General features: G+C 52.9%; 18 protein-coding genes. 12 read left to right on the top strand and 6 right to left on the bottom strand.

What is annotated here, in order from left to right; genetic code table 11:
- Positions 1 to 261 precede the first annotated feature (261 nt).
- Positions 262 to 1,278: a fatty acid desaturase gene (locus ACT3RT_RS05145; RefSeq protein WP_496200571.1), complete on the top strand. Its 1,017-nt coding sequence runs from the start codon at positions 262 to 264 to the stop codon at positions 1,276 to 1,278.
- Between the two features lie 15 nt (positions 1,279 to 1,293).
- The gene (locus tag ACT3RT_RS05140; RefSeq protein WP_353503159.1) at positions 1,294 to 2,085 is read left to right on the top strand and encodes a phosphate/phosphite/phosphonate ABC transporter substrate-binding protein; all 792 of its coding nucleotides are present in this window, start codon (positions 1,294 to 1,296) and stop codon (positions 2,083 to 2,085) included.
- Between the two features lie 67 nt (positions 2,086 to 2,152).
- Here ACT3RT_RS05140 and sseA read toward each other — a convergent pair whose 3' ends face one another.
- The 3 genes from sseA to ACT3RT_RS05125 all read right to left on the bottom strand — a co-directional run bounded on the left by sseA (position 2,153) and on the right by ACT3RT_RS05125 (position 4,473).
- Positions 2,153 to 2,998 (bottom strand): 3-mercaptopyruvate sulfurtransferase, encoded by an 846-nt coding sequence (gene sseA / locus ACT3RT_RS05135; RefSeq protein ID WP_496202588.1) that lies wholly within the window; start codon positions 2,996 to 2,998, stop codon positions 2,153 to 2,155.
- 47 nt (positions 2,999 to 3,045) lie between these two features.
- Positions 3,046 to 3,600, bottom strand: coding sequence for a GNAT family N-acetyltransferase (locus ACT3RT_RS05130; protein ID WP_396131157.1), 555 nt, complete (start codon positions 3,598 to 3,600; stop codon positions 3,046 to 3,048).
- Positions 3,601 to 3,684: 84 nt separating this feature from the next.
- Positions 3,685 to 4,473 carry a helix-turn-helix transcriptional regulator gene (locus tag ACT3RT_RS05125; protein ID WP_496202587.1) on the bottom strand — a complete coding sequence of 263 codons (789 nt, stop codon included), beginning with the start codon at positions 4,471 to 4,473 and terminating at the stop codon, positions 3,685 to 3,687.
- 164 nt (positions 4,474 to 4,637) lie between these two features.
- Between ACT3RT_RS05125 and ACT3RT_RS05120 the strand changes: the two genes are divergently transcribed.
- Entirely contained in the window at positions 4,638 to 5,408 is a 771-nt protein-coding gene (locus ACT3RT_RS05120) for a class I SAM-dependent methyltransferase (RefSeq protein WP_496202586.1), read from the top strand.
- An 86-nt stretch (positions 5,409 to 5,494) separates the two neighbouring features.
- Here the strand turns inward: ACT3RT_RS05120 and ACT3RT_RS05115 are convergent, their stop codons facing one another.
- Positions 5,495 to 6,415 (bottom strand): DUF808 domain-containing protein, encoded by a 921-nt coding sequence (locus tag ACT3RT_RS05115; RefSeq protein ID WP_396131154.1) that lies wholly within the window; start codon positions 6,413 to 6,415, stop codon positions 5,495 to 5,497.
- 311 nt (positions 6,416 to 6,726) lie between these two features.
- On the opposite strand from ACT3RT_RS05115, the gene ACT3RT_RS05110 reads away from it, so the two are divergent.
- The 8 genes from ACT3RT_RS05110 (at position 6,727) to ACT3RT_RS05075 (ending at position 13,514) form a co-directional block, all read left to right on the top strand.
- Positions 6,727 to 7,002 carry a YdgH/BhsA/McbA family protein gene (locus tag ACT3RT_RS05110; protein ID WP_353503153.1) on the top strand — a complete coding sequence of 92 codons (276 nt, stop codon included), beginning with the start codon at positions 6,727 to 6,729 and terminating at the stop codon, positions 7,000 to 7,002.
- Between the two features lie 291 nt (positions 7,003 to 7,293).
- Entirely contained in the window at positions 7,294 to 7,872 is a 579-nt protein-coding gene (locus tag ACT3RT_RS05105; protein ID WP_353503152.1) for a class I SAM-dependent methyltransferase, read from the top strand.
- 276 nt (positions 7,873 to 8,148) lie between these two features.
- The gene (gene aroL / locus ACT3RT_RS05100) at positions 8,149 to 8,673 is read left to right on the top strand and encodes a shikimate kinase AroL (protein WP_485903522.1); all 525 of its coding nucleotides are present in this window, start codon (positions 8,149 to 8,151) and stop codon (positions 8,671 to 8,673) included.
- A gap of 154 nt (positions 8,674 to 8,827) precedes the next feature.
- Entirely contained in the window at positions 8,828 to 9,019 is a 192-nt protein-coding gene (locus ACT3RT_RS05095) for a YaiA family protein (RefSeq protein WP_353503150.1), read from the top strand.
- 232 nt (positions 9,020 to 9,251) lie between these two features.
- Positions 9,252 to 10,016, top strand: a complete 765-nt coding sequence (locus tag ACT3RT_RS05090; RefSeq protein ID WP_353503149.1) for an IclR family transcriptional regulator — start codon at positions 9,252 to 9,254, stop codon at positions 10,014 to 10,016.
- A 159-nt stretch (positions 10,017 to 10,175) separates the two neighbouring features.
- Positions 10,176 to 11,690, top strand: coding sequence for an OPT/YSL family transporter (locus ACT3RT_RS05085; RefSeq protein WP_396131231.1), 1,515 nt, complete (start codon positions 10,176 to 10,178; stop codon positions 11,688 to 11,690).
- A 211-nt stretch (positions 11,691 to 11,901) separates the two neighbouring features.
- Positions 11,902 to 12,831, top strand: a complete 930-nt coding sequence (locus tag ACT3RT_RS05080) for a DUF1177 domain-containing protein (RefSeq protein WP_396131149.1) — start codon at positions 11,902 to 11,904, stop codon at positions 12,829 to 12,831.
- Between the two features lie 5 nt (positions 12,832 to 12,836).
- The gene (locus ACT3RT_RS05075) at positions 12,837 to 13,514 is read left to right on the top strand and encodes an AroM family protein (protein ID WP_353503147.1); all 678 of its coding nucleotides are present in this window, start codon (positions 12,837 to 12,839) and stop codon (positions 13,512 to 13,514) included.
- A 68-nt stretch (positions 13,515 to 13,582) separates the two neighbouring features.
- Here ACT3RT_RS05075 and ACT3RT_RS05070 read toward each other — a convergent pair whose 3' ends face one another.
- Positions 13,583 to 14,476 carry a LysR family transcriptional regulator gene (locus ACT3RT_RS05070; protein WP_485903524.1) on the bottom strand — a complete coding sequence of 298 codons (894 nt, stop codon included), beginning with the start codon at positions 14,474 to 14,476 and terminating at the stop codon, positions 13,583 to 13,585.
- 201 nt (positions 14,477 to 14,677) lie between these two features.
- Between ACT3RT_RS05070 and ppnP the strand changes: the two genes are divergently transcribed.
- The gene (gene ppnP / locus ACT3RT_RS05065; protein ID WP_034792479.1) at positions 14,678 to 14,971 is read left to right on the top strand and encodes a pyrimidine/purine nucleoside phosphorylase; all 294 of its coding nucleotides are present in this window, start codon (positions 14,678 to 14,680) and stop codon (positions 14,969 to 14,971) included.
- Positions 14,972 to 15,044: 73 nt separating this feature from the next.
- On the opposite strand, the gene rdgC is transcribed toward ppnP, so the two are convergent.
- Entirely contained in the window at positions 15,045 to 15,959 is a 915-nt protein-coding gene (rdgC, locus tag ACT3RT_RS05060; RefSeq protein ID WP_034792478.1) for a recombination-associated protein RdgC, read from the bottom strand.
- Positions 15,960 to 16,061: the final 102 nt, after the last annotated feature.

Genomic DNA, 16,061 nt, shown 5'->3' with positions numbered 1-16,061 from the left:
GGAGCATAAGAGTGGCCTCGGGTTGATTTACTCAATTCGGGGCTTTTCTCTTTCTGCGCCTTACAACATCGATTTGACTGCTGCTCAGAACAGAAAGATCCTGAGCACCCGCGTGAAGTGTAACAATCTCAACTTATCCCACAACTGTTTATTTACTCTCCAGCTTTAGCAATTTAATTGCTAATCAAAGCGTTATTAGTCGCTTAACTAACCTTTTCCGCTACTTGATAATTGCCGCATCTTCTCTTCTGGCGCGCCGTTATGTCTTCGACTTCTCATTATCTTCATGCTCGACAACGAGCCGATATTCACCAGCTTTCGCAGGCGTGGTGGTGGCGGCTGGAAATGCCGACATGGATATTGATGGTGACAGTTTACAGCGGTTGGTTCGCCGTGGTTTATTTCTGGCAAACGCTGGGCGCGTGGGTGGCGACACCTCTATTGGTGCTGTTTACTACTTGGTATATGTCGTTACAGCATGAGTTGATCCACGGCCATCCGACCCGCAAAGCCTGGCTGAACCAGCTGTTTGGCACCTTGCCCTTGGCGGTTTGGTATCCGTACGGTTTATACCGTGACTCGCATTTGCATCATCATCGCAATGACCACCTCACTTTGCCGGAAGACGATCCTGAAGGTTACTACTTTACCCGCGCGCGCTGGGAGCGATTCCCCGCGTGGTTTGTTGCCGTGATTAAGCTGCGCAATACTCTGCCGGGGCGGATGATTGTCGGCCCGCTGCTGGATATCTACGCCACGCTTTCCGGCGCGTTGATGGCTCTGTTTAAAGGCGAGATAAAAACCATCGCGATGTGGGTGATTCATATCGCGATGCTTGCAGCGCTGCTGTACTGGATGAGCCTTCGCGGCTTGTCGCCAGTTTATTTCGTCATTGCGGTTAGTTACCCTGCGCTGAGTTTAACCAAGCTGCGCTCTTTCTTCGAACACCGCGCTCACGAAGCGCCGGAGGCTCGCTCCACGCTGAATGAGGCGGGTTTCGGCTGGCGTTTGCTGTTCCTCAATCTCAATTACCATCTGGTGCATCATGACTTACCCGGTCTGCCATGGTATGCCTTGCGTAAGGTGTATCTGGCTGAAAGAGAAGCCTACATTCAGCGCAGCGAAGGCTTTTTGGTGGAAGGCTATTCTCAGTGGCTAAATGAGCACGCGCTGAAACCGATTCATGTTGAAATCCACCCTCTGGCACCCGGGCAGCCGGATGCGCCAGAAGCGTTCAGCGGCTATGATTATCAGCAACAGGTCCGTCAGGAATATTGAATTTAGGAGTGTTGCATGCTGGTTTCATTGCCGATGTATGGCGTACAGCTCAATGACGTCGAACAATTTTGGCAGGCGCTTCGCGATAAGTTAGCGGCGTCCGGTTTGGACTCTCTTCCCGCTAAACTTGAATGGCCCGATCGCCTTCTCGGGCACTGGCAGGAGAAGGATTTGCTGCTTAGCCAGACCTGTGGTTTTCCGCTGGTCGAGTTTTTGCCTCAGGTCCAACTGATTGGTACCTTCAATTACAGCGCGCCGGGCTGTAATGGGCCTTATTATCGCAGTTTTCTTCTGGCTCGCGCTGAAGATAGCCAAGCTACTCTAGCCGATTTTCGCGGCCGGACCGTGGCGTTCAACAGCACTGACTCGCAGTCAGGTTTTAACAGCCTGCGAGCTTTGATTGCGCCACTGGCTGAGAATGGAAAGTTCTTTGGCGACAGGCTGGAAACCGGCGGCCACCGCCACTCACTGGCTGCCGTTCAGCAGGGGCGTGCCGATATTGCTGCCATAGATTGCGTGACGCTGGAACTGCTGCGCCGCTATGTTCCACAGGAAGTCGAGGGGTTGAGCATTATCGGCCAGACGGCCGCGGCGCCGGGTTTGCCGCTGATCACTTCGGCGTCAACTTCGCCGGAGATGCTCAGCATTTTGCGGCACGCCGTGACTCAAACTATCGCCGCTCCTGAGAATCAGGTGCTGTGCGAAAAGCTGCTTATCAAAGGTTTTACGGTTCTGCCGCGCGAGGAGTATCAGGTGATTCACCAGATGCGAGATGCCGCCTTGCAGCTTGGCGTGAGCCAGCTCTAAATCTCTTCATGCAATAAAAAACCGGACCTCAGAGTCCGGTTTTTTTATTGCCACGAACAATCGCGTTTTAGTGGGTTTCGATAGGGTAGTCTTCGTCGATGCTGCCCCATTCGGCCCATGAGCTGTCATACAGCATGATATCCTTCACGCCGAGCGAATCCAACCCAAACGCCAGTGCGGCGGCAGTCACGCCGGAGCCACAGCTGGTGATGACCGGCTTATTCAGGTCAACGCCCAGACGCTCAAAGGTGGCTTTCAGCTCCTGTGGCGACTTCAAATGGCCGTTATGCGTCAGTTCTGTGAAAGGCACGCTCAGGCTGCCGGGGATATGGCCGCCGTGCAGGCCCGGACGAGGCTCCGGCTGCTCTGCTTTGAAACGGCCCAGCGAGCGCGCGTCGATGATTTGCACCTTGCCCAATGAGTCCATAACTTGCTGGGAGTTAACCACCACCGGGCGAATCAGCTTGGCGTTAAAGGTGCTCGGGACGCGAACAATTTCACCACTCTGGGTTGGGCGGCCCTCGGCTTTCCAGGCATTAAATCCGCCATCCAGCACGCGCACGGTTTTCGCACCGAAGCTGGTCAACATCCACCAAACTCGGGGTGCGGAGAAGAGATCGCCTTCGTCATAAAGGATGATGGTTTGGGTGTCAGCGATGCCTAAACGGCCCATCGACGCGGCAAATTCCTCGGCGGTTGGCATCATATGCGGCAGGCCGGTGGTGCAGTCAGAAATGCTGTCGACTTCGACATAAATTGCGCCCGGAATATGTGATTCAAGATACCTACCGTGGAAATCAATCGGCGGCGTGATGCCCGGTTTAGATTTGCTACAGTCGATGATCACCACGTCCGGCGCATTGAGATTTTTCGCCAGCCATTCGGTTGAAACAGTATGTGCAGAAGAGCTCATTTTGATGTCTTATCCTAGTTATTCGCAGGGGGTGATTTTTAATTTATTCAGTCGGTTAAGTCACTGGGTATTAATGAATACATCCAGGCGTTCCGCGGCTGGCCGTGATAGTAGAGGCGATTGCGGTGCAGGCCTTCAGAGACGGCGCCAAGCTTTTCGGCAACGCGGCGGCTACGCAGATTCTCCTCCATGGCGACAATTTCCACGCGGGTGAGGCCCAGCTTATTAAATGCAAAATAGGCCGCCGCTTTCGCCGCGATAGTGGCCAATGATTTACCCGTAAAGCCGCTGCGGATCCAGTAGCCAACATTGCCAAATTTGTAATCAGTATTGATACGGTTCACGCTCACCGCGCCCACTATTTGCCCGCTGTGGCGATCAAAAATGCAGAAGTTATATTCCACGCCGCGAAGCTGTTTTTCTGCACATTCCAGCAAATATTTGCGGCTATCTTTCAGTGCGTAATGCTCGGTGCACCAACCTTCCCACGCGCCGATTTCTTTTACAGAGTCACTGATCGCATCGAAATGAAGCTGAGCTTCCAGTTCCGTGGCGACACGGATCTCGATATTGTCATCCTGATAGATCTGGCGAATTTGCATGAATGACTCCTGTCAGGGCGTTAATAGGGATGTGGAAATAGGCTAATTCAGCCTCACATATCTCTGATAAACCGTCAATTGGGCTTAGTGCTGTTCGATAAGCATCACCAGTTTGAATTCTGCATGGCCCGCTGGGAAGAAGGTCTGCTGGCGATACACCACTTCGCCCTGAATCGGATGCTGGAAGCGGCGTTCTCCCCCTTCGCGGCCCAGCACGTCCTGCTGCGTCCACCACTGGTCGAACACTTCACTCTCTTCGCGCAGCGCCATCACGCTTTGGCGAATCTCATCTGAATGGGCGTAATGTGCACTTTCGGCACGAAACTCGGCTACCACGCGCTTGGCGCGCTGCGACCAGTTGACTACCAGCGTGCGGGCCAGCGGATTGAGAAACATAAAGCGTAGCAGGTTCGGTTGGGAATCCACCCCCAGCCAGCCCGCGAAAAGCTGCTCGGCCTGCGGGTTCCAGCTCAGCACGTTCCAGGCGCTGTCCAGCAAATACCCCGGACAGTTGAGCTGATGCACGGATTCACGAATGTGTGCGTCCGGCGCGTTATCGGTAATTTTAGCCTGCGGATCTTTGATCTCAGCAAGGCTAAAGAGGTATTCGCGCGCGGCACTCTCCAACCTTAGCGCCTGCGCCAATCGATCAAGCGTCGCGGCGGAAATCGACACGTCTCGCCCTTGCTCGATCCAGGTATACCAAGTGGTGCTGATGCCGCTGATTTGCGCCAACTCCTCGCGGCGCAGCCCGCTGGTCCGGCGGCGCGGGGAGCTTGGCAACCCGACATCTTGCGGCGAAGTACGCTCGCGCTGTGCGCGCAAAAATGCGCCTAATGCTTTCGGGCCATTCAGAGGATCGTTGTTATTCATCGCCGTCGCTACTCAGATTAAAGACTCAGACAGGGTGTTATTAATACTAGTATAAATGCTCATATTGTACCCGTATAAAACAGTACCTATAGTGTTTCTACGGCCATTTTGGCTAAGGCAGCATCATCGGCAAAACAACAATAACAAACAGACGGGAGCACTCAATGGAAAGCAAAAACAGTCACAGCCAGACGGTCGATAAGCAGTTCGGTTCACAGGCGCAGGATTACTTAACCAGCGCGGTTCACTCACAAGGACCTGATTTACAAAGATTAGCCAAAGTGTTGCAGTCACACTCGGACGCCCGAATTATCGACTTAGGCTGTGGAGCTGGGCACGCCAGCTTCGTCGCGGCGAAGGCGGTAAAAGAGGTGGTAGCCTATGATTTGTCAGCGCAAATGCTGGAAGTGGTCAGTCAGGCGGCGAAGGACAAAGGCTTAGCCAATATCAGCGTCGAGCAGGGCGTGGCGGAGTCACTGCCTTTCGCCGACAGCAGTGCCGACATCATTATTAGCCGTTACTCTGCACACCACTGGCACGACGTCGGTCAGGCGCTGCGCGAGGTGCGCCGCGTGCTGAAGCCCGGCGGCATTATGATCATGATGGATCTGGCTTCTACCGGCCAGCCAGTGAAAGACATCTTTTTGCAGACCATCGAAAAACTGCGCGATACCTCGCACGTCCACAACTATGCGCCGGGCGAGTGGCTGACGCTGTTTAGCGAAGCTGGGTTGTTAGTCCAAGAGTTAACCTCCGGGCGCACGCAGTTAGAGTTTAAAAGCTGGGTTGAGAGAATGCGCACTCCAGAGCACTTTGTGGTGGCGATCCGTGAGTTGCAAAAAGCGATGTCAGACGAAGTGATTCAGCACTTTGAGATCCAAGAGGACGGTACTTTTACCGTGGATTTGGCCTTTATCATTGCCAAGAAAAGTTAGCCGGTAGGACTGTTTCTATAAAACTGTCTTTATAAAAGAAGAAGGGCTGCGAGATAAACCGCAGCCCTTTTTATTGGCGTTTTTAATTAGCCTTTCTTAAAGATTTTCTGGCCCAGCATCACGACGCCCAGCACGGCGGCACCGACAATCAGGCCGACAGCCAGATCGGTTGCACCGGTGATAAGCGTGCTGACAAAGCCCTGATGCCCGTGATTAAGCACTTCAACCAGACTGTGCATGAAGGGCAAACCGTGGCTGATGATGCTACCACCCACCAGGAACATGGCGATGGTACCGACCACGGAGAGGGTTTTCATCAGCAACGGCGCGGCGTTAACCACCATGCCGCCAAACGCGCGTACGCCGTTCATTAGGCTGCTTTCACCCCGCAGCTTGCTCAGATACAAACCCGCGTCATCGATTTTCACAATCAGCCCGACCAAACCATACACGCCCAGCGTCATGGCGATAGCAATCAGCACCATCACGGTCACTTGGCTCATAAACGGCGCGGCGGCGACGGTTCCCAGAGAAATCACAATGATTTCCGCCGAGAGAATAAAGTCGGTGCGCACGGCGCCTTTGATCTTCTCTTTTTCTACCTTGGCAATATCAGCGTCGGATTTAACCTCGCGCGAGGCGTCCGCTTTTTGCTGCTTATCTTTTTTGCCGTGCAATAGCTTGTGCGCCACCTTTTCGAAACCTTCATAACAAAGGTATGCACCACCAATCATCAACAATGGCGTGATTGCCCAAGAGGCAAACGCGCTGATTAATAGTGCCAGCGGCACCAAGATTGCCTTATTAATCAATGAACCTTTTGCCACTGACCAGACAATAGGTAACTCTCTGTCAGCTTTAACGCCGCTAACTTGCTGAGCATTTAGCGCCAAGTCATCGCCCAGCACGCTGGCGGTTTTCTTGGCGGCCACTTTGCTCATTGCGGCAACGTCGTCGAGGATTGAAGCAATGTCATCGATTAATGCCAGAAGGCTGGTTCCAGCCATATACGAACTCCCTTCTCAAATAAGTAAAAAGAATCATAACAGCGATTGCCATCGGGCGTCGATTTGTGCGAATCTGCTTCTCGAGCTGTAAATATCCGTCATCAAACTCCATCAAAAATCCTTAATTGCCTGCAGCTTCCTGACACTGAAATTTTCGCTTTCATTCTCTCCTCATTTTCGTCACAAAGATTAAGCATCTTTACGGCGCATTACGTCATCTTGCATTGGCTGGCGGATAATTAATTCAACGGAAAACATCCGCAAAAATTAATTAACCGAATTTAGAACAGCAAACAGCAAAGGTGTGCATCATGAAAATCTTACCTATTATTGCAGCAGCCATTATCACTACCGCTTCTTTCTCTGCTCTGGCAGCGACGCAAATAACTTCAGCGCAGGCTGATAGCGGTAATTACCAATCATTAGGCGTAGTTTCTGTCAGCCAAATGAGCGGGGCACCTGGCAGTATTAAAGATCAATTGAAAGCCGAAGCTGCCGACAAAGGCGCGAGCCACTACCGCGTTATCGGGGTCAGCACCCCAGGCGACTCCAGCCTTGAACGCGCAAGCGTAGAGCTTTATCGCTAAGCTTTAGCGAGAAGAAAGTGCCAGACCATCTGGTGATATCAAACCGATAAAAAACTTCAAAAAGCCGACTGTGTAAGTAGTCGGCTTTTTTATTTTATATGTCCTTCTGTTTATTTTATTAATCTTTCTTACAAAGTAACAAAAAGGAATAAGCCAAAGCTCGGCTTAAAAGAGAATATTCTTATTCCGCTTTATAAACCCCGCCAATTCTGAAAAATAAACGCAGGAATTAATTAATTCTTAAGAATTTTTCTATCTGATAGCGGTCTACTTTCCCAGGGGTTATAAAACATGCTAAATGCGACAAAACTGACGATCAGAAACACCCGGGTATCGCTGCAGAATCAATTTTTCTATCTACAGAATTTTATCTCTTCGCCACGAACGATGGGGACACTCATGCCGTCGTCGCCGTGGTTGTGTCGCTCAATGCTCAGCCAAATTGACTGGGCTAAGTCCCTTAAGATTGCTGAGCTTGGCTCGGCGGACGGCGTGTTGACCAAGCGTATTCTGAGCAACATGCGGGCCGATGCCCATCTTCAGGCGTTTGAGATCCAGCCAAGCTTTGTGCATAAGCTTAACCTGATTGACGATCCGCGCTTGCAGGTGATGGCGCATTCGGCGGAGTTTCTGGAGGGGGATTTCGACGCCATCTTCTCCTGCCTTCCGCTCTTATCAATGCCCACGCGCATCAGCATGAAGATTTTGCAGCAGGCCCAGCAGCGTCTGAAAGCCAATGACGGTGTGATGGTGCAGTTTCAATACAGTCATTTATCCGAAAAAATGCTCTCTCGCTACTTTACCTGGCAGAAGATCCGCGTAGTGAAAAATTTCCCGCCCGCGCTGGTTTACGTGTGTAAGCCACGATAAAACGGGGGGATCAGCCCTAGGCATTAGGGTTGCTCTTCGCAAATATTGCGCCATCAGTATTTATGAGTATCATGCCCACTGCACAGGCGATGAACGCCAGCAGTCGGGCTATTCAACAGACCGCACATCTTAGAAGCTTCACTAACGGGTGATAAAAACCTGTTGATGAGGCTTTTTTGTTGTACTATCTCGCGAGTACAATTTGACGGTTTCGACACTCATCAGAATATTCATCTTTTGGATGAAAGAAGCTCCGGGGCTTAAAGGACAGCAGTAATGACTCAACCCATTTTCATGATAGGCGCACGCGGCGCAGGTAAAACCACGGTAGGCAGCGCGCTGGCGCAGGCGTTGGGCTTTAAATTCGTCGATACCGATAGCTATCTGCTGCAAACCTCAAACCTCAGCGTGGCTGAGATTGTTGAGCGCGAAGGCTGGGAGGGTTTTCGCCGTCGCGAAACTCAGGCGCTTGAAAGCACCAGCGCCCACCAGACCGTGGTCGCGACAGGCGGTGGGATAGTGTTGGCGGCGGAAAACCGCGCCTTTATGCGCCGTACCGGCACCGTTATTTATCTGCGCTCTCCGGCAGCGACGTTGGCGCAGCGTCTTGAAGAGTCACCTCTGGAAGACCAGCGTCCTACGCTGACCGGCAAACCTATCACTGAAGAGATGTTAGAAGTGCTGAATGAGCGCGAAAATCTGTATCAGGAAGCCGCGCATATTGTGATTGATGGCACTCGAGATCCTGCCAGCATTGTCGACGCTATTTTGGATGCGCTGGCCGCGCCGGTGGCGCGCTAGTCTCTGGCTTTTTCAGTCATTAATAGTTAACGGGCCTGCTGGCCCGTTTTGCTTTTCAGAGGCTTCTGACTCCGGCTTTCGTAGCTCGCGCAGTTGAGTGTCTATACTTAACAGACTGCACGTTAATGCATTCACTCAAGTCCAAGGAGTTTTTATGCCGAGTCAGCCTCCCTATCCACGTAAAGCTTATATTGTGCCGGTTGAAAAAGGCGAGTCGGGCAAAACCGAAACATGGTATGAACTGCGCGCCGACCATCCGAAACCCAATACCTTGATCAGTGAACATGAAACCGAAAGCGAAGCTTTGGACTCCAAACGTCGCTATGAAGATGAAGACATCAGTTAAAGCCGCCCTGGTCATAATTGATGCAATATTCTGACAATGAAATTCAATGCGGCTTATTATTCTGGAAAGCCGTGTTGAATCGTCTGAAAAGGCTTCTCCCTACCCCCTGTGAAGCATATTTAATCATCCTTATTTAACTTACAAAAAAGAAACATCTTGACCCTGTTCCTTATCGGATTTAATTTTTACTCAATCTTATAGGAACTAGGTTCCACATATCGGAACTATAAGCATGACCACATTAGAAAACGCTTCTGCGGTATTAAAATTATTCTCCCAACAAGGAAGCCGACAGGGCCATCCCGGCCTGTCGTTCAGTGACGTGGTCGAGCACCTGAAGTTGCCGAAAAGCACGGCATCGCGCTTATTAATGACGATGGAAGGGCAGGGATTGTTAGAACGCGATCCGGATAGCCGTTTATATCGCATTGGCAAGTTACTGCTGTCGGTGGCCAGCCACTATTTATCGGCGCCTTTGGTCGATGCCGCTTCGCCTTATATGGCGCAGCTTGGCCAGTTGACGCAGTGTACGGGCTATATTTCGATGCTGTCGGGGCGCGACATTATGGTCATGCGCATGTTCCCCGGCAGAACCTATTTACAAGTGGTGACACCGGCGGGGAGTTTACTGCCAGCTCATGAAACTGCCATTGGGCGCGCAATTTTGGCGCGCCACAGTATTGATGATGTGATTCAACGATTTGGCACGGATTATCGTGTTAATTCGATCAATTCTCCGCAAACTTTAGAGGCATTATTAGCTCGCCTTGCGGAGATACGGGAAAACGGCGTGTCTCATGCCTGCAACGAAACTCTGCAAGGCATCAGTACATTAGCCACCAGTATTAGCAATAAGCACCGCAATGAGATGGTGGGACTGTGTTTATCGTTTCCTTCGCCACAAGAAGGTCAGGATATTCCCGCCGGGATCAAAGAGGGGCTGCTGGCCGTCACTCAGCAATTAGCTGAAAAATTGGGTGATGAGTATTGGCAATAGACTGATACCTCACCGCGACTTTTTGCCAATTAAGCACTGTGGATCTTAATAGCGAAAATAACGCGTTTATTTGCACCAATCTCAGGGGCAGTTATGGCACAACATGAGCTTCAAAATAATAAGCAGAATCCACTCAGGGATGTTGGCACATTAATTGTGATGGTATTGCTCTCTTTATTGGGAGCCATCATCGGCGTGCAGTTGATAACGACGTTGGGCGTAACGCCTAACACGTCGATTATCGGCGCGTTATTTGCCATGTTGTTGGCGCGCATTCCGATGCAAGCCTTTCAACGTTATCGTTCTATTCACACCCAAAACTTAGCGCAGACGGTGATCTCTTCCGCCACCTTTGGTGCGGCGAATAGCCTGCTGATGCCCATTGCTATCCCTTACGTTATGGGGCAGCCGCAGCTTATTTTACCGATGTTTATCGGGGTGTCCGTAGCCATGTTGCTGGACGCCTACCTGCTTTACCGGTTGTTCGACACCAAGGTGTTCCCGGCCAGCAACGCATGGCCGCCGGGCGTCGCCGCCGCAGAAGCTATCAAGGCGGGTGACAAAGGCGGGCGTCAGGCCTGGCTGCTGGTTGCTGGGGTTATAGTTGGCCTTGGCGGCGCGATGCTGAAGATCCCGATGGCCGCCTTTGGTACCGCGTTCATCGGCAATATCTGGGCCTTGAGCATGTTTGGTATCGGCCTGCTGATCCGCGCTTATGCGCAGCCTTTAGCGGGCATGGACCTCAACGCGATGTACATCCCACACGGCATGATGGTGGGCGCAGGGCTGGTGTCATTGATTCAAGTGGTGCAGGTGGTGCGGGCGAAAAATGCCGAAGCCAAAGCCAGCTTCACTCAGCCCGCTACCGAAGTGCGTAAAGCACTGGGTCTGGGCGCCTTTGGGTATATTGCCATTGCCGCGCTGCTGGCGCTGGCGGGCGGTCTGTACAGCGAAATGTCGATCGGCATGCTGATTGCGTTCATCGTCTACGCCGCTTTTGCCGCTTTCTTCCATGAGTTGATTGTCGGCATTGCCGCCATGCACTCGGGCTGGTTCCCGGCCTTTGCCGTGGCGCTGATCACCCTGATTGTCGGTATTTTGATTGGCTTCCCGCCGCTGGCGCTCTGCGTGCTGACCGGCTTTACGGCCGCGACTGGCCCAGCCTTCGCCGACATGGGCTTTGACCTGAAAGCCGGATTTATCCTGCGCGGCTATGGCAAAGATTTACAGGCTGAACTGCTGGGGCGTCGTATCCAGCTGTTCGCCGCACTGATTGCTTTTGTGATTGCTATTCCGGTGGTCTGGTACGCCCATATCGGCTACTTCGCGCAGGATTTAGTTCCGCCGGTAGCCCGCGTCTACGCCAAGACGATTCAGGCAGGTGCACAGCCGGGCATTGCATACAGCTTAATGATTTGGGCCATTCCGGGCGCGTTAATTCAGCTTATCGGCGGGCCTAAGCGCCAGCTCGGTGTTCTGCTGGCGACCGGTTTGCTGATTAACAGCGTTATGGCTGGATGGGCGGTTATCACCGGTATCGTGCTGCGTATCATCATCATCCGTATTTGGGGTGAGAAGGGCCGCACGCCGATGGAGATTCTGGCGGCAGGCTTTATTGCCGGTGACGCACTGTACAGCTTCTTTAACTCGATTTTCAGCTCCAAGGCTAAATAATACTCCAACCCTTTCGAGTTCGGCCAGCGCATCGGCTGGCTCGAGAGACGACGAGAATACTGCACCAACACCAGGGCTCACGAAGCCAAACGTAAAAAACAGACTGATTCATTCTTTCATTCAATAGTGAAAAGAAATGAACGGCTATCGCGGCAGTTTTGGCATGTGCGCTCTCGTAGCGTCTGTCGCGAAGTATTAAGAGGAAAGCACCATGAGTTTGCAACAAACATTAACGGTGTTCGAACTGATCGATAACGCGTACGTCAGTGGTCAGGACGTGGTGGATTTGTTCGCTGGATATTCTGGCGTAACGGCCACTACACACCGCGCGGATGGCCCGAAAGGCGGCACTGATTTTGTTAAAATCACGCTGCCGGGTAGCGACGGTAAAATCAGCGGCGGCAGTGCGCCAACGCTTGGGATCATTGGTCGCTTAGGCGGCATAGGTGCGCGTCCGACGCGCATTGGCGTGGTGTCTGACGCCGATGGCGCAATCGCGGCTATCAGCGCGGCTCTCAAGCTCGCTGAGATGCAGCGTAAAGGCGATGTGCTGGCCGGTGACGTTATCGTCACCACCCATATCTGCCCGAATGCGCCGACTCGACCTCATGATCCGGTGGATTTCATGGACTCGCCAATCGACGACGTCACCATGAATGATAACGAAGTGGTAGCGGGCGTGGACGCGATTTTGTCCATCGATACCACCAAAGGTAACCGAATCATAAACCATAAAGGTTTTGCGATTTCGCCAACGGTTAAAGAAGGTTATATTTTGCGCGTATCCGAAGATTTACTGCGCATTATGGAAATGACCAGCGGCAAACCGGCGGTGACTTTCCCAATCACCACTCAGGACATCACGCCTTATGGCAATGGTGTGCACCACCTGAACAGCATTCTGCAACCTTCAACGGCGACCAACGTGCCGGTGGTGGGCGTGGCAATTACGGCTGAATCAGTGGTTCCGGGCTGTGGGACGGGCGCAAGCCATGAAGTCGATATTGCACTGACGGCGAAATTTGCCGTTGAAGTCGCTAAAGAGTTTGGTCGTGGCACCTGTCAGTTCTTTGATGCCGACGAATATCAACTGTTGTTGTCGCTGTACGGAAGCTTGCGCCACCTGCAAAGCCGGAATTAAGCATTATGATGACTTCCTTTGCGACTCTGACTATCGGTCAGGCACCACGTAGCGACATCATGCCGCTGTTGATGGAATACCTTCCTGAAGATGCCGTGACCCACGTCGGCCTGCTTGACGGGCTGACTCCGGAACAAATCGAGCAGCGCTTCGCGCCCGAACAGGGGGAGCCGCTGCTGGTTTCGCGCCTGTTAGACGGCACGCAGGTCACTCTCGGCTCGTGGCACGTGGAGCGCGCATTGCAGGAAAAAGTGGACTGGCTGGAAGAGCTGGGCTGCGAAACCATTTTGCTGCTTTGCACCGGCGAGTTTCACGGCCTGAAGGCCAAAACCGCAATGCTGCTTGAGCCGGACCGAATTATTCCGCCGCTGGTGGGCGCGATTGTTGGGACGCATCAGGTGGGCATTGTGGTGCCAGTGGAAGAGCAGATTGAGGAGCAGGCCAACAAGTGGCGTAAGCTGTCGAAAAAGCCGTGTTTCGCCGTCGCCAGCCCTTATCTGGCTGATGAAGCCAAGCTGACCGAAGCCGCGCTGGCCCTTGAAGAGCAGGGCGCGCAGGTGGTGGTGCTGGATTGCATTGGCTATCACCGTCATCATGGTGACTTGTTGCAAAGTAAGCTAGGCATCCCGGTTCTGCTGTCAAACGTGCTGGTCGCCAAATTGGCCGCCGAGCTTATCGTCTGAGTTGCACCCAATCTGAATACGAAAAAGGCCTGTTTAACAGGCCTTTTTTATGCGTGAATTTCAGTGGGTCAGCCGCGAAAGTGTTCCAGCACAAACTCCACCCACACTCGCACTCTCGGCGGTAAATCCGCAGAGCTGTAATAGAGCCACAGCGGCACGCCTGGCTGCCAATGGCTTTCCAGCACTGGCACCAGATCGCCGCTTTGCACATGCGGGTTCACATACCAGTCTGCCAGACAGACAATGCCAAGATCGGCCAGCGCGGCATTAATCAGCAAGTCCGGCCGCGAGGCGATAATCCTTCCCTGTAGCTCACTGGTTTGGAAAGGCTCGGCCAGCGGCCACTTCACTATCTGATTGTTCCCCGGATTGCGATGCAGCAGGCATTGATGATGAGCCAAATCACTCAGCGCAGAAGGCGTACCAAACTGCCGCAAATAGCCCGGCGAGGCAGCCAGAATATTGCGCATCGGGCTGAGCTGGCGGGCTATCAGGCGGCTATCCGGGTCGACGCGATTGCCAATTCCCACGTCAAAGCCCTCTGCCACCAAATTCACCACGCGTGCCTCCAAAGAGAGGTCAAGATTGATTTGTGGAAAGCGTTTGAGAAATTCCGGCAGCAGCGGCATTAACATCAACTGGCCAAATCCCGGGATCACGCTAACCCGCACGCTGCCCGACGGCTGGCCATCGCGGCTGGTGGCATTCTCAAGGGTCGAGGCGAGGGCTTGCCACAGTGGCTGGATCTCCGCCAGCAGGGCTTTGCCTTCGTCCGTCAGCACCACGCTGTGGGTGTTGCGGGCGAACAGTCGCAGCCCAAGCTTCTCTTCCAGCACGCGGATGTTTTTGCTGATGGCGGCAGGCGTTACGCCGGACTGGCGGGCCGCGGCCGAGAAGTTCTCACTCTGCGCCGCGCTAATAAAAGCGGGCAATAAACGATGGAGTTCCAGCGGCAAAGACATGCAGATGACCTATCAATCGGTGGCGGAAAGGGGCAGATTCACAACTGTCCAGAATGGCACTGCGCCCCGGTGAAATCAAATCCCTTTCCTGCGTTTGCGGCACGCCTCGGTACTCCGCCATAAACCAACAATAATCAGTGACAGCGAGGCTTTTCTGCCCCTAATATGGAGACTCTTAAAATTATCGCGAAGGGCCAATCTATGTTGAAAAATAATGAGTATTTTGCAGGGAAGGTAAAGTCGATTGGTTTTGACAGCGACAGTGCCGGTTGTGCTGCGAGCGTCGGCGTAATGGAAAAGGGTGAGTACACCTTCAGCACCGATAAACCTGAAGAGATGACCGTCCTGCTCGGCTCGCTGAAAGTGTTAATGCCGGGTTCCCCTGACTGGCAGGTCTTCGAGCCAGGTGAAAAATTCTATGTCCCAGGCCACAGCGAGTTCAACCTACAAGTGGTTGAATCTACTGCTTACCTGTGCAAATATCTGAATAAATAAATTCTGACCGCCCACCGGCAGAAAGAAAAAAGGACGCGAATTGCGTCCTTTATTTTTGGGCCTGGCGCGACAATTAACGCTGCGCTTCGCCGCCCAGTGCTTCCACCAGATTCTGAATCAGGGCTGCCAGTTCGCCGGTCATCAGGATGAAATCGGCATCAAAACGCTGAGCGAAGTCGTCGCGGTCGATATCATCATTCTGCTCGCGGATAACATCGCTGAACTTCAGGCGCTTGATGCTGCCGTCGTCGGCCAGCACCACGGCGATGCGCTCCTGCCAGTCAACAGCCAGCTTGGTCACCAGCTTGCCATTTTCGATATGGGTGGCAATCTCATCACTGACCAAAGCCTGCTTCTTACAGCGAATTACACCGCCTTCTTCCAGAATGGCTTTCAGCTCGGCTTCGTCTTGCAGCGTGAAGCCAGCAGGGGTTTCCCCTGAGCGAACCCACTCGGTCAGCGTCAGCTCAATCGGGCTTTCCATGGTCAGCGGCACCACCGGCAGTGAGCCGAGGCTCTTACGCAGCAGGGCCAGCATGTCTTCCGCTTTCTTGGCGCTGGCGGCGTCAACCATGATCAAGCCGTTGACGGTATCAATCCACATGAAGGTCTGGCTGAAACGGCTGAAGGCGCGCGGCATCAGGCTGTGCAGCACTTCATCTTTTAGCGAATCTTTTTCGGTTTTCTTCAGTTTGCGATGCTGCTCGCTTTCGATCTGTTCGATCTTGGCCTGAAGCTCTTGCTTAATCACCGGAGAGGGCAGGATCTTCTGCTCCTGACGGGCGCAAAGCAGGATCTGGCCATTGTGCGAATGGGTCAGCGCGTCGCCGCCGTGTGAACCCATAGGTGACACCCAGCCGGTCTTCGCCATGTCCTGACTGCCGCAAGGCGTAAAGGTAAACTGGCTTAACTGCTTTTCCATCTCGTCGGCAGACAAAGAGACTTCACGGCTCAAACGGTAGACCAACAAATTTTTAAACCATAACATGATGTTATCCCTGTCCGTGCGTACCCGTGGTACGCTGATTTATCGAATGCAGGGCGGCATGATACCCAATTGAGCGGCGGTCGTCGTTAGGAAATCTTCTCG

Source organism: Ewingella sp. AOP9-I1-14, from assembly GCF_052375995.1.
Lineage (GTDB): Bacteria > Pseudomonadota > Gammaproteobacteria > Enterobacterales > Enterobacteriaceae > Ewingella > Ewingella allii.
The sequence above is the reverse complement of the archived record's forward strand: the minus strand, read 5'-3'. Positions and strand labels throughout refer to the sequence as shown.

Excerpts from the sequence above, each read along its gene's own strand:
- ACT3RT_RS05080 (WP_396131149.1), top strand. The coding sequence starts at position 11,902 with ATGAGTTTGCAACAAACATTAACGGTGTTCGAACTGATCGATAACGCG.
- rdgC (WP_034792478.1), bottom strand. The coding sequence starts at position 15,959 with ATGTTATGGTTTAAAAATTTGTTGGTCTACCGTTTGAGCCGTGAAGTC.
- ACT3RT_RS05105 (WP_353503152.1), top strand. The coding sequence starts at position 7,294 with ATGCTAAATGCGACAAAACTGACGATCAGAAACACCCGGGTATCGCTG.
- ACT3RT_RS05095 (WP_353503150.1), top strand. The coding sequence starts at position 8,828 with ATGCCGAGTCAGCCTCCCTATCCACGTAAAGCTTATATTGTGCCGGTT.
- sseA (WP_496202588.1), bottom strand. The coding sequence starts at position 2,998 with ATGAGCTCTTCTGCACATACTGTTTCAACCGAATGGCTGGCGAAAAAT.
- ACT3RT_RS05110 (WP_353503153.1), top strand. The coding sequence starts at position 6,727 with ATGAAAATCTTACCTATTATTGCAGCAGCCATTATCACTACCGCTTCT.
- ACT3RT_RS05090 (WP_353503149.1), top strand. The coding sequence starts at position 9,252 with ATGACCACATTAGAAAACGCTTCTGCGGTATTAAAATTATTCTCCCAA.
- ACT3RT_RS05070 (WP_485903524.1), bottom strand. The coding sequence starts at position 14,476 with ATGTCTTTGCCGCTGGAACTCCATCGTTTATTGCCCGCTTTTATTAGC.
- ppnP (WP_034792479.1), top strand. The coding sequence starts at position 14,678 with ATGTTGAAAAATAATGAGTATTTTGCAGGGAAGGTAAAGTCGATTGGT.
- ACT3RT_RS05075 (WP_353503147.1), top strand. The coding sequence starts at position 12,837 with ATGATGACTTCCTTTGCGACTCTGACTATCGGTCAGGCACCACGTAGC.
- ACT3RT_RS05115 (WP_396131154.1), bottom strand. The coding sequence starts at position 6,415 with ATGGCTGGAACCAGCCTTCTGGCATTAATCGATGACATTGCTTCAATC.
- ACT3RT_RS05125 (WP_496202587.1), bottom strand. The coding sequence starts at position 4,473 with ATGAATAACAACGATCCTCTGAATGGCCCGAAAGCATTAGGCGCATTT.
- ACT3RT_RS05085 (WP_396131231.1), top strand. The coding sequence starts at position 10,176 with ATGGTATTGCTCTCTTTATTGGGAGCCATCATCGGCGTGCAGTTGATA.
- aroL (WP_485903522.1), top strand. The coding sequence starts at position 8,149 with ATGACTCAACCCATTTTCATGATAGGCGCACGCGGCGCAGGTAAAACC.
- ACT3RT_RS05130 (WP_396131157.1), bottom strand. The coding sequence starts at position 3,600 with ATGCAAATTCGCCAGATCTATCAGGATGACAATATCGAGATCCGTGTC.
- ACT3RT_RS05120 (WP_496202586.1), top strand. The coding sequence starts at position 4,638 with ATGGAAAGCAAAAACAGTCACAGCCAGACGGTCGATAAGCAGTTCGGT.
- ACT3RT_RS05140 (WP_353503159.1), top strand. The coding sequence starts at position 1,294 with ATGCTGGTTTCATTGCCGATGTATGGCGTACAGCTCAATGACGTCGAA.
- ACT3RT_RS05145 (WP_496200571.1), top strand. The coding sequence starts at position 262 with ATGTCTTCGACTTCTCATTATCTTCATGCTCGACAACGAGCCGATATT.